8 protein-coding genes are annotated in these 12,554 nt (G+C 69.7%); 5 read left to right on the plus strand and 3 right to left on the minus strand.

From position 1 onward, the window contains the following. Positions 1 to 13: 13 nt before the first annotated feature. The 3 genes from ACGF5O_RS28900 to ACGF5O_RS28910 form a co-directional block, all read right to left on the minus strand. Positions 14 to 682, minus strand: a complete 669-nt coding sequence (locus tag ACGF5O_RS28900) for a GNAT family N-acetyltransferase (RefSeq protein ID WP_393812804.1) — start codon at positions 680 to 682, stop codon at positions 14 to 16. Next, a complete protein-coding gene (locus ACGF5O_RS28905) occupies positions 679 to 1,602 on the minus strand; it encodes a fatty acid desaturase family protein (protein ID WP_393812805.1) in 924 nt (307 codons plus the stop codon). Before ACGF5O_RS28905 ends, ACGF5O_RS28900 begins: the two co-directional genes overlap by 4 nt. An 85-nt stretch (positions 1,603 to 1,687) precedes the next feature. Continuing rightward, the gene (locus ACGF5O_RS28910) at positions 1,688 to 4,816 is read right to left on the minus strand and encodes an amino acid adenylation domain-containing protein (protein WP_393812806.1); all 3,129 of its coding nucleotides are present in this window, start codon (positions 4,814 to 4,816) and stop codon (positions 1,688 to 1,690) included. Between the two features lie 900 nt (positions 4,817 to 5,716). Between ACGF5O_RS28910 and ACGF5O_RS28915 the strand changes: the two genes are divergently transcribed. The 5 genes from ACGF5O_RS28915 (at position 5,717) to ACGF5O_RS28935 (ending at position 12,545) form a co-directional block, all read left to right on the plus strand. Continuing rightward, positions 5,717 to 7,672 carry a chorismate-binding protein gene (locus tag ACGF5O_RS28915; RefSeq protein WP_393812807.1) on the plus strand — a complete coding sequence of 652 codons (1,956 nt, stop codon included), beginning with the start codon at positions 5,717 to 5,719 and terminating at the stop codon, positions 7,670 to 7,672. Between the two features lie 198 nt (positions 7,673 to 7,870). Beyond that, entirely contained in the window at positions 7,871 to 9,091 is a 1,221-nt protein-coding gene (locus ACGF5O_RS28920; protein WP_393812808.1) for a hypothetical protein, read from the plus strand. After that, a complete protein-coding gene (locus ACGF5O_RS28925; RefSeq protein WP_393812809.1) occupies positions 9,088 to 9,690 on the plus strand; it encodes an anthranilate synthase component II in 603 nt (200 codons plus the stop codon). The genes ACGF5O_RS28920 and ACGF5O_RS28925 overlap by 4 nt, the downstream gene beginning before the upstream one ends. Positions 9,691 to 9,764: 74 nt before the next feature. Further along, a complete protein-coding gene (locus tag ACGF5O_RS28930; protein ID WP_393812810.1) occupies positions 9,765 to 11,219 on the plus strand; it encodes a coproporphyrinogen-III oxidase family protein in 1,455 nt (484 codons plus the stop codon). A gap of 9 nt (positions 11,220 to 11,228) precedes the next feature. Next, positions 11,229 to 12,545, plus strand: coding sequence for a chorismate-binding protein (locus ACGF5O_RS28935; protein ID WP_393812811.1), 1,317 nt, complete (start codon positions 11,229 to 11,231; stop codon positions 12,543 to 12,545). The last annotated feature ends 9 nt before the right edge of the window (positions 12,546 to 12,554 follow it).

Genomic DNA, 12,554 nt, shown 5'->3' on the forward strand with positions numbered 1-12,554 from the left:
CGTCGCCTTCTCGTCAGTGGGAGCCGGAGGCCAGGGCCGGGCCGTCGGCCTGTTCCAGGTACGTCCGGCGCCGCTCGGCGTAGTCGCCGAAGAAGTACTCCAGCAGCTGGCGTTCCTTGCCGTGGCTGCCGGGCACCCGGTCCGCGGCGCCGGCGAAGTCGAGGCCGCCGACCAGGCTGAGCGGCGCGCCCGCGAACCGCTCGTCGGGGTAGGGCTTGCAGAGCGCGACGAAGCCGAGGGACCGGTAGAAGCCGCGCAGTTCGCCGGTGTCGTCGACGAAGAAGTCGCCGACCAGGCGGGTGGCCCCGTGCCGGATGCCGTGCAGCAGGCCCTCGCGCATCAGGGCCATCCCGAGCATCTGGTGCCGTACGTCCGGCCGGGTCATCAGATGCCCCAGCTCCACCACCCGGTGCCCGTCCTTGAACTCGGTCAGATCGGCGACGTCCTGGCAGGGCAGCCCGAGTTCCGAGTCGCGTACGACCTTGATGCAGCCGACCGGTTCACCGTCCAGCCGGGCGAGGATGTAGTCGGCGTAGGCGTCGAACCGGTCGAAGGTCGCCGCCATGTCGCCCGCGTCGTCGAGCCGGCCCTGGTCCTGGACGTAGACCTGGTCGCGCAGCCGGATCACCGCTTCCTTGTCCGCGGCACTCGTCGCGAGCGCGTAGGAGGTCTGCTCGGTCATCGCGTCGTCCTCCGTTCGCCGCGGATCAGCCGGCCGAAGAAGTCCCGGTAGGTGCGGTGGTAGAAGCGCGCCCTCGGGGCCACCTCCTGGTGCACCTCGGCCAGCTTGTGGAAGGGCAGGGTGGGCAGCAGGTGGTGCTCGACGTGGAAGTTGTTGGTGTTGGTCAGCCACGCCATGAAGCGGTTGGAGGTGATGGTGCGGGTGTTCTCGAACACGTCCGGGGTGTCGGTGTCGCAGCGGAAGTGCTCGGGCAGTTCGATCAGCGCGTGCGCGGGCAGCCCGACCAGCGCCAGCGGCAGCAGCCACGCCCAGACCACGGCCCAGGAGTGGGTCAGCGCGGAGGCCGCGACCGACAGCGCGAGCGTGCCGAGGATCACCAGGTGGTCGCGCCGGATCCGGCGCTGGGTCAACGGGCTCTCGTCGCCGAGGTCCCGGCCGGTCAGCACGCGGGCGGACGTCCGCAGGAACTGCTTGTAGTGGGCGACCATGGTCAGGCGGTACAGCCACAGCCCGGACTTGCGCAGGATCGAGCCCTGCTCGCTGCCGTACTGGTCGCCGTAGTCGAAGAACTCCTGGTTCTCCGGGGTCCCGAGGTCGCGGTGGTGGCGCAGGTGCGACACCTGGTAGGCGGCGAAGGACACCAGTGTCGGCAGGCCGAGGAGCACACCGGCGACGACGTTGGGACGCCGGCCGCGGAAGGCGATGCTGTGCAGGGTCTCGTGCTGCAGCTCCAGCATGTGGGCGAACATCAGGCCGACGACGACCGTGCCGAGCGCGCGCGCCCACAGAGCCGTGGTCAGGGTGAGGAAGATGCCTCCGGCCAGCAGCACGGCGACCAGGGCGAGCTTGGCCGCGAAGATCCGGCCGTCTATCTCCCGCCGCAGGGGTTTGTACTTGGCGAGTAAGTCCGGCGTGTCCAAGGACTGTTCCGTGTTTTCGAGCATGCCTTCTCCCAAGGGGGCGACGGGATCGCCGGCCCCCCGTATCAGCGAATGCGGGCGCAGGTCAGGGGTTGGAGACCCGGCGGGCGAGGCCGGCCACGGTCGGATCGGCGAACAGCTCGCGCATGGTGGGCTTGACGCCGAACGCGACGCGCACCCGGCCGAGCAGGCGCGCGGCGGACAGCGAGTCGCCGCCGAGTTCGAAGAAGTTGGCGGTGGCGTCCTGCGTGGGCAGGCCCAGGATGTCGGCGAACAGGTCGGCGATGCCCTGTTCGGCGGGGTTCAGCGGGGCACCGGAGGACGTGGGCGCGGAAACGGCGGGCGCGGGCAGAGCGGCGCGGTCGACCTTTCCGCTGGGGGTGAGCGGCAGCGTCCCGACCACGGTGAGCAGCGGCACCAGATGGTCCGGCACCTGTCCGGCCAGCCGGGCGCGCAGTTCGGCGGGGTCGAGGACGGCGCCGTCGGCCGCCACCAGGTATCCGGCCAGCCGGTGCTCGCCGGGCCGGTCCTCCCGCACCATGGCGGCGGCACGGGCGACCCCCGGCAGCCGCATCAGGAGCGTCTCCACCTCGCCGAGCTCGATCCGGAAGCCGCGCACCTTGACCTGGTCGTCGTTGCGGTTGAGAAAGACCAGATTGCCGTCCGGGGTCCAGCGCACCAGGTCACCGGTCCGGTACATCCGGCTGCCGGGCGGCCCGAAGGGGTCCGGTACGAAGCGGGCGGCGGTGAGCTCGGGGCGGCCCAGGTAGCCGAGGGCGAGACCGACGCCCGCGATGTACAGCTCCCCGGGCACACCGACCGGCGCCAGCCGCAGTCCCGCGTCCAGCACATAGGTCCGGAAGCCCGGGACCGGCCTGCCGATCGGCACCGCCGCCGCGTCCGCCGCGGTGAGTTCGTCGCTGACGGTCGAGTAGACGCTGGCCTCGGTCGGGCCGTAGGCGTCGATCAGTCTCCGGTCGCCCGTCCAGTCCTGCACCACCTGGGGTGTGCAGGCCTCACCGGCGACGACGAACGTCACCGACGCGGGGATCTGCGCGGGGTCGAGGACCTGGAGCACCGAAGGCGGCAGCATGACATGGCTGACGGCCTTCTCGGCGATCAGCCGCTCCAGTTCGGGGCCCGGCTGCAGCTGCGGCTTGCCGGCCACCACCAGCGTCCCGCCGGTCAGCAGGGTCATCCACACGTCGGCGACGGACATGTCGAAGCTCGGGGACACGAACTGCAGCAGCCTGCTGCGTCCGTCGAGGTCGAAGCAGTCGGTGGCCAGGTTGCGCAGATTGGCGGCGCCGCGCTGCGGGACGACCACGCCCTTGGGCGAACCCGTCGAGCCCGAGGTGTAGATGACGTAGGCGGGATGCTCGGCGGTGAGCGGCCGGGTACGGTCCTGTTGGCCCAGGGGAGCGTCGGAAAGCCGCTCGATCCTGCCCCGCACGCTCGGGTCGTCCAGGTCCGTCCGGATCGCGTCGACGGCCTCCATCGGCCCGGCGGTGGTCTCGTCGACCAGCAGCAGTGCCGGACGGGCGTCGGCGGCCATGTAGGCCAGCCGGGGCGCCGGGTAGCCCGGGTCGAGCGGGAGGTAGGCGGCGCCCGCCTTGAGGACCGCCGTCATGGCCGCCACCAGCCGGGCCGAGCGGGGCAGCGCGAGCGCCACCACGTCGCCGGGGCCCACCCCGCGGGCCGCCAGCAGCCGGGCGATCCGGTTGGTCCAGGCGTCCAGTTCGGCGTAGGTCACGGACGTGGCGCCGTCCTCGATCGCGACGGCGTCGGGCGTCGTGGCGGCCTGCCGGTGGAAGAGGTCGGGGACCAGCCCGTCCGGGCCGCCGGCCCCGGCCGCGGTGCCCCAGTCGAGCAGCAGGGCCCGTTCCTTGGCGCCGACCAGGTCGGGCCGGGACACCGGGGTGTCCGGGCCGGTCTCCAGGACCTGGTCCAGGAAACCGAGCAGGCGCGTGAGGTGGTCCTGTGCCTCCGGCTCGGTGTAGAGCCGCGGGTTGGCGTCGACGATCAGCTCGACCTCGTCGGCGGACGACTGCCGGAAGGTGAAGCTGACGTCGTCCACGCCCACGCCCTGCGCGCTGCGCCGCAGCGCCGGGCAGGGCCCGAACCAGAGGTCCGCCTCGAAGCCCAGCACGTTGACGATCGGCCCGGAGACCTGCCGGCCCTGCCCGACGAGGCCGAGGTCGCGCAGCAGGTCCTCCGCGCGGTACCGGCCGTGCAGCAGTGTCTGGCGGACCTCCGAGCGCACCCGCCGGGCCAGCTCCGCCCAGGTGTCGGCGGGATCGCAGGTCACCCGCAACGGAAGGATGTTGGCGGTCATGCCGGGCACGTTCCGGCCGGCCTTGCTGGTGCGGCCGGATATCGGCATGCCGAGGGTGACGTCGGTGCGGCCGGTGAGCCGGGCCACGTACACCGTCGTCGCGGTGATGGCCAGTTCGGGCCAGGCCACGCCGAGGCGTTCGGCGGTGGCGAGGAGTCCGTCCACCCGGGCCGGGCCCAGGTCGGTCTTGACGCGCTGTGTTCCGCGCGGGCCGGGCGCGGGCCGCGGGGAGAGCGTCGGCGGCTCCGGCGCCCCGGCGAGCCGGGCGAGCCAGAAGTCGCGGTCGCGGTCGCGGCGCGCGGAGGCACGATAGGTGCGGTCCTCCTCCTGGAGGACCTCCATCGGGGCGAGCGCCACGGACGACGTGCGGGGCGTGCCGCCGGCCAGCTCGCTGTAGATGTCGGCCAGCCGGCGCCCGACCAGATCCAGGCTCCAGCCGTCCAGGACGATGTGGTGGCCGCGGCGGTAGTAGAGCAGATGGTCCTCGGCGAGGACGAACAGCGCGGCGAAGAACAGCGGGCCGGCCACGAGGTCGGTACGCCGCGCCATGTCCTCCTCCATCCAGGCGAGCGCGGCGGCTCGGGCGTCGGGGCGTCCTTGTAGATCGACTCGTGTCAACGGCCAGCGTGGCTGGTCGCCGAGGAGTTGCACGGGGCCGTCGTCGCCTTCGGCGAACGTCACCCGGCAGGCCTCGACCTCCGTGCTCAGCCGTTCGTGGGCGAGGGTCAGCGTCTCGGCGCTGACGGGGCCCTTGATCTCGAGGTAGTCACCGACGTTGAAGGTGGATCCGTTCGGGTCTGCTGCTTCTCCGGCGAACCAGACCCCGAGTTGTGCTGCGGTGAGGGGTCGGCTCAGTGCCTCGCCGGACTGGCGAATCACAGTGTGCCTCCAAGGAATTCCGGGCATGCCGACGACGCCCTGGGGCCGCGGCTATGGGACCTGTGGGCATCGTGAAGGTCAAAAGGAATGAGGCCGAGAATCCCTCAGTGAGCGTCGTTGCTCAGGGGCGGCCAGATCAGATCACCCGGGGCAGTGGGCCACGTCGGGTTTTCCTCGAAGTTGTCGGCTCTTTTTCCGGTGAATGCCATACGAATTCCGTCCCCCGTTCGCACCATCAGCCCATTCCACCGGGCTGCGACTCCATAACGGCGAGCCTGGCCATCGAGCACCATCTTTCCTGTTCCCCTCCCCAAGCTGCAACGATCACCGGCGGCCTGAACCCGTCATGACTGGAACAGGACAGCGGCCATCGGTGTGAAAGCCGTGGATCTCGGCGGACGGGCCGTCAGGCCGCGACCCCGGAGCCGGGCGCGGGCGCCGGTTCGACGAGGTGCTCGGGCGAGGTCCTGCTTGCGGGCGAGGCCCCGGACGGAGAGGCGAAGCCGGTCGCCGCGCCGCCGCCGGGCGGACGGCGGCGGCCACCGGACGGATGTCGGCGTCGATGACGACCCGCACTCGTCCGGCGGCGGTAGACGCGACTGGACGCGGCGGCACTGCGGTCACGCACCGGTGCCAGGGTGCCGTCCACGCCCCGGGCCCGCCAGCGTGGCCGACAACACCCGCCCCGGGCAAGGGAGATGCGGGACGATGTACCTCCGGAACGGATCCTGAGTGCTTCCGGAACGGGTCCTGACGGTCACGGCGGTCACGGCACCGCGCGCACCGCGGCCTGCCGTACCGCCGGTGCGCGAGCGCCGGCACGACCCTCCGTCGGACATTCCCGCGGCGTCCCGGACGCCTCACCCGCGCCCGCCCGACCCACGTGACCCGCACCGGCACATGGCCACCAGGACCTTGGACCGGCCCCTTTCGCCTTCGTCCGCCGGACCGGCCCGTCACTGGCTGTATCGTGTTCGCCACCGCGCTCTTGCCGCAGGCATGAACCGGGCATTGCGCGAGCAAAAATCACCCTGCCCGAATCTGCCGCGAAAGGCCCATCCTGTGGCTGCCAGCCCCCAGCCGTTCTGCCTCTTCCACCTCGACGGAAAGACCCGCCTAGCCACCGGTGAAATCCGGTACACGAGCCTGCTCGACGACATGCCACGGCCAAGCTCCCTGCCTGTCATCAGCATGGTCCCCTACACGCAGCTGCGGGAACGTGGATTCGAGCTTCACGACGGCGGGGAGCCCATCATCTCGCTCGTCGCGTCCGAATGCCGTGAAGTGGATCTGGAGAGCATTTCGGTAGGTGCGGAGCAGGAGTTCGGCATCTCCGAGATCTCATTCGAGATGACCGACGACGAGTACGCGGAAAAGGTTCGAAGGATCGTCTCGGACGAGATCTGCCGCGGCGAGGGATCCAATTTCCTGATTTCTCGCCGCGGCGAGGTGATGATCAGTGGATTTTCGCCCGACGGCGCCAAGGAAATTTTCCGGAGGCTCGTACGGAACGAGCCCGACGCCTATCTGAGCTTCTGCTTCTTCGACGGCGAGCGCTACTTCATCGGAGCCTCTCCCGAGCGGCACATCAGCTTCGTGAAAAATGTCGTGACGATGAATCCGATCTGCGGCACCCTGCCGAAGGCGGCGCTGACGAAGCGGGCCGACCTGATCGAGTTCCTGACCGACCCCAAGGAGGTCAACGAACTCTTCCAGGTGGTCGACGAGGAACTGAAGATGATGGCCCGGATCTGCTCGACGGGCGGCACCGTCGAGGGGCCGTTCCTCAAGGAGATGAGCTCCCTCATCCACACCGAGTACCTGCTGGTCGGGCAGAGCGACATGGACAAGATCGACGCGTTCCGGGAGTCCATGTTCGCTGCCACGATGATCGGCAGCCCCCTGGAGAACGCCGCCCGGATCATCCGCCGGTACGAGGACAGTTCGCGGCGCTACTACTCGTCCGCGATCGTCGTCAACGGAATCGAGGACGGCGAGGAATATCTGGACAGTGCGATCACCATCCGCACCATGGAGGTGACTCCGGACGGCCGCGCTCTTCTGCAGAGCGGTGGCAGCATCGTCCGCGACTCCTCCCCGGAAAAGGAAACCCGCGAGGTCCAGGTAAAGGTCCTCGGCATGCTGAACGCGATCTCCTCGTCGCGACGTGCCGAGAAAGTGCTGCCGCGCTTCGTGGACGCCACGGTGGAGCAGATCCTGCGGTCCCGGAACAAGCATCTGTCACGCTTCTGGGTCGCCGACCAGGCGGACAAGCTGCTGCCGGCCCCGGCCGTGCTGGGCAAGTCGGTCCTGCTGGTCGACAACGAAGACGAATTCAGCCACATGCTGGCGCACGCGCTCACCCGGCTGGGCCTCGACGTGACCGTACGCGACTACGACGATCCCGAACTCGCGAGCATCAGCACGGATCTCGTCCTGGTCGGACCGGGCCCCGGTGACCCCACCGACGAGAACGACCCGAAAATGCGCCGGGTACGGGAATTCGTCGCCTCCCTCATCTCCGACGGGCGGAAGTTCCTCGCGGTCTGCCTCGGTCACCAGATGGTCTGTCAGCTGCTGGGGATGACGATCGTTCCCGTGGACCCGCCTTTGCAGGGCGTTCAGGAATCCGTCGATCTGTTCGGTGTGCAGGAGACGGTCGGCTTCTACAACACCTATTTCGCACTCCGTCCGGAAATCGCACCCTCGGGCGTGGAGATTGCCGCGGAATCCGACGGACGGGTGATCGCGCTGCGCTCGGAGAATTTCAGCACGTTCCAGTTCCACGTCGAGTCGGTGCTGACCAGTAATTGCCTGACGATCCTGCGGGAGGCCCTGACGCACCTCCAGGCCTGAAGTCCGCTGACACCCCGTGCTACGGCCATGAAGTCCCGGCACGGGGTTGACAGCCACGTGTGCCGTGCTGTTGCCTGTGCCAAGTTCATTGCTTCAAGCAGCTATCCAGCGATCGTGCCGGTGTGGTCCCGCCCGGCGATGTCTCCGCGTGAAGTGCCATGAAGTGCGGAGTTTCCGCGTGTCGCACACAGGGGAGAGATGCACTTGAGCAATTTATTACCGGTGCCCGGCTATCAGCAGGCAGCGGGCACGCCTGGTTCTGTCCTGAGCACGTTTCCGTCCCCCGCACTTCCCTTCACCGTCCGCGCGGTCCGCGGCAGCGCCGACACCGAGATCCACGCCGTGCACCACGCCCCGGGGCCCGTCGGTTTCGACACCGTCATGGCGTGGGCCGACCGGTTGTGCCAGGAGTACGGGGCACACCTGCTGCGGGTGGTCGTCTTCGGCGAACTGACGGGGACGCCGCCGGTTCACGACGACCGCTGGACCTGGGTGCGGCCCGTCACGTACACGGGCGGACACGGCACGTCCGTCGAGTTGACGGCCCTCGCACCGGACCCGCGCGGCGACGTGGCGGTGACCAGGATCGCCTCGGGCGCCTCCCTGACGACACACACGACGCCCGACGGGGCACGGGTGCGCCGCCTCGTCCACTGTCTGCCGCGGCCAGCGGGGGCGGACACGTACACCCAGGTCACGCGTGGCCTGGAGGCGGTGGAGGCGGCGCTGCGCGAGGCCGGGATGACCCCCCTCGACATCGACCGCACCTGGTTCTTCGTGTCCGGCATCGGCCGTGCCTACCCTGCCCTGAACGCGGCGCGGGACGAGGCGTTCGACCGCTGGGGAATCCGCCGGTATCCGGCGAGCACCGGCATCGGCGCCACGCTGCCCGCCGGCTCCGAGGTGAGCCTGATCGTCGAGTCGTCCCGGTACGAGACCGCGGCGGGGACCGTGGAGAAGGACCTCGCGGTCCTCGGTACTCCGCTGCAGACCTCGCCGAGTGAGTACGGGCCCCGGTTCGTGCGCGGCAACCTGCTGCGCATGGGCGGGCGTCGCACCGTGAACGTCTCCGGGATCTCCAGCATCGACCCGCGGGGCAGATCCATCACCTCCGAGGACCCGGCCGTCTGCGTCGACTACGCGATGCGCTCGCTCCTGGACGTCCTCGCCGCCGGCGGCACAGGGCCGCGGGACATCGCCAGCTCCTACGTCTACTGCCGGGACCCCGCCGTCCGGGACGCGTTCTCCGCCTACCTTGCCGAGAAGCGCCTGGACTTCCCCCACCTGCTCACCTACGTCCCGGTGTGCCGCCCCGAACTCGCCTTCGAGATAGAGGCCCGCGCGGTGTGCGGCGACCCCACGGGGGCGGAGAGCCCGCAGGAGACGGAGAAGGAGAAGGAGAGGGAGAGCGCCCCATGAACGAGGCGGCCGGAGCCACCCGCCGCACCATCGTCATCGACAACCAGGACTCGTTCACCCACAACATCGCCCAGTACCTGGCCATGTGCGGCACCGAGGTCGAGATCCTCGACAACACGGCGAGCGTGGAGCGCGTGGAGCGGGCACGCCCCACCCACCTCGTACTCTCCGCGGGCGGCGGCAGCGCCGAGGACCCCGGGGACTGCGGCAACGTCTACCGGATCGTCGAACGGTTCGCCGGACGGATCCCGCTGCTCGGCATCTGCCTGGGGCACCAGATCCTCGCCCGGCACCTCGGCGGGCGCATCACCGCCGCCCAGGACGGCCGGCACGGCCGGATCTCCCGGCTCAGCCTGACCGCGTCGTCCCGACTGCTCGCCGGGATGCCGGCGGCGTCCCGAGTGATGCGGTACCACAGCAGCGTCATCGCCCCGGGATCGCTGCCGCACGGTTCGACGGTCACCAGCGTCGCCCAGGACGACGGCGAGGTCATGTCCGTCGAGTCGTCACGACACCGGCTGTACGGAGTGCAGTTCCATCCGGAGTCCATCGGCACGCCACACGGTATGCGCGTCTTCGAGAACTTCCTCTCCTTCTGAGCCTCTCCGCCAAGTCGGCCGCGCCGTCGGCCCACCACCCGATCGGTCTTCCTCCTCCGCCACAGGAGCCCCCCATGACTTCCGAATTCCTGTTCGACGTCACCGACCGCGGCCGGGACGCCGTCATCGACACCCTGATGGAGGCCGAGAACCACATCCCGGGCCTCGTCTTCAGCTACCCGCCCATCTCCGCCTGGCAGCCGCCCCAGGAAGAGCCGCCCAGCCCCGAGCAGCTGTGGGAGGGCAGCGAGACCTTCTCGCACAACCTCTACATCCACATCCCGTTCTGCCGGCAGAAGTGCAGCTTCTGCTACTACAGCGTGGCCGTGGTGCGGGACGACACCGACATCATCTGGGAGTACCTGCGCTGCCTGGAGAAAGAGGCGCTGAGTCATCTGCGGGTCCGTCCCGGCTGGCGGGTCGAGACCGTCTTCATCGGCGGCGGCACGCCCAGCAGGCTCAACGAGGACCAGATCAACTTCCTCTTCGAGCGCGTCATCGGCCGTTTCGACCTCACCGACTGCCGTGAGATCACCTACGAGTGCTCGCCCGACTCCGCCACCCTCGGCCGTATCCGGACCATGGCCGAGAACGGTGTGAACCGGCTGTCCATGGGGGTGCAGACGCTCGACCCGGAGATCCTGCGCAAGTCGCGCCGCAACGACTCGCCGGACGAGGTGCTCCGCACCTACTACCACATGGCCGACAGCGGAGTACCGAACGTCAACATCGACCTGATCGCGGGGATCGAGCGCGAGGCGTTCGGCAACATGGAACGCACCATGGACGCGGTCGCCGGCCTCGACCCGTTGCCCACCCAGATCACGCTGTTCACCCTGTCGGTCCGTGAGGGTTCCATCAACAACAAGACGCTGCTGCGCGTCGACGATCCCGCCCGGATGTTCCGCCGCAGCCTGACCCTCTACCGGTACGCCAAGCGCCGCATGCTCGACATGGGGTACTGGCAGTACTCGCGCAACCTCTTCCCGCGCGACAACTGGATCTTCCACTACCAGGACAACCACTGGGGGAACAACGGATACGTGCTCGCGCTGGGCGCCAGTGGATACAGCCACAGCCACAGCCACACGTACCTCAACGCCTTCAACTACCGCGAGTACATGCGCCGTATCAACAACGGCGAGTCCGCGGTGGAGAAGGTCTATCCACTCGACGAGGACGAGTCGCTCCGCCGCCACCTGGTACTCGCCATGAAGCACGCCGAGTTGGACATCCGCGCCTTCGAGTCCCACTACCCGGAGTCCGCCCGGCCGCTGGAACGCTTCCGTACCGCGTTCGACGCCCTGGAGAGCCTCGGCATCATCACCCGCGACGAGGACCACATCAGGTACGTGCCCGAATTCGCCGACCTCAGCGACCGCTTCGTCCGGCTGTTCTACTCCGACGCGGTCAACTCCCGTATCCGCACCGCCACCGGCGCCCCGCCGCAGTCGGCCGCGGACCGGCTCGCCGACGGCGGGCGGTCGGCACCCGCGGCCCCCAAGAGCGCCTTCGACTTCGTCGTGTAGGGAGGGGGCGTGCGCTGCGCGAGCCCGACTCGGGACCGCCGACGGACCGTCGGCTTCGATCCGTATCGCCTGGTCGAGCCGGTGGAGGCACTCTTCGGCTCACTGTTCTTCTACCGCTCCCCGGACCCGGCGGGCCGGCGCCGCTACCTGCTCGCCTCACTGGCGGACGCCTGGGAACTGCGCACCTCCGGCCTCCACCACCAGGGCCGGCCCGTGCCCGGAACCCCGGCCCGGCACCTCGACGACCTGCTGCGCACCGCCACCGAGCAGGGCGGCGAACTGGTCTTCGCCCTGGCCTACGACAGCCTCCGCGCCGCGCCGGCCCGTCCGGACGGCACCGCCCCCGAGGACCGGTTGCTCGGCTTCGTCGCCCGGGTCGGGGCGGCGGTGCGCTACGACGAGAGCGACGGCTCCGTGGAGATCAGCGGCGACGACGTGCTGCGCGCCCGGCTCGGCCGGATCGTCGAACGGTGTCTGGCCGAGCCCGCCCCCGCCCCACTGCCCCGGGACACGGCCCTGTGCGAGGTGCTGAGCCCACTGGACGAGGCACGCTACACGGAGCAACTGGAAGCCGTACGCGGCCATCTGCGCCGCGGCGACGTCTACCAGGCCGTCATCTCGCAGTCCGTGCGGGTGCGCCCCCGGATGCCCGTCCCCGAGTACTTCCGCCAGATCTCGCACCGCTATCTGCACGCGGACTTCTCCTACTGGGTGAGCCTGGGCGGCCAGTGCTTCTTCGGCGCCTGCTCGTTGCCCCATCTGGCGGTCACCGGCGACCGGGTGAGCACCAGGGTCTTCGCCGGCACCCAGCCGGCCGCCCCGGACAGCGCCGAACTGGCCCGGGTGCGCCGGACGTTGCGCGAGGACCCCAAGTACTTCGCGGAGCACATCATGCTCGTCGACCTGGAACGCAACGACCTCGGCAAGTTCTGCGTACCCGGCTCCATCTCCGTGGACGACCCGCTGGAGCCGATCGTCATCGGACCGACCACGTACCTGGCCACGACCGTCCGGGGACGGCTCGCCCGTCCGCTCGACGCGGCCGCCGTGCTCGGCAACTTCCCCCGCGGCGTCGTCACCGGCGCGCCCAAGGTCCGCGCGGAACGCCTGCTGGACGAGATCGAGGACACGCCCCGCGGCTTCTACACCGGGGCCGTCGGCTGGTACCGGGGGGACGGCGCCGACCTGGTCTCCAGCACCGTCGTCACCTGCGGCGTACGCGACGGCGACGACGTACTGCTGCGCTGCGCGGGCGGGGTGACCGTGGAGTCCACCGCCGCCCAGGAACTGCACGAACTGCAACTGAAGCTGGCCTACCTGGTATAGGGCGGAGTC

This window comes from Streptomyces sp. NPDC048291, from assembly GCF_043201715.1.
Classification (GTDB): Bacteria; Actinomycetota; Actinomycetes; order Streptomycetales; family Streptomycetaceae; genus Streptomyces.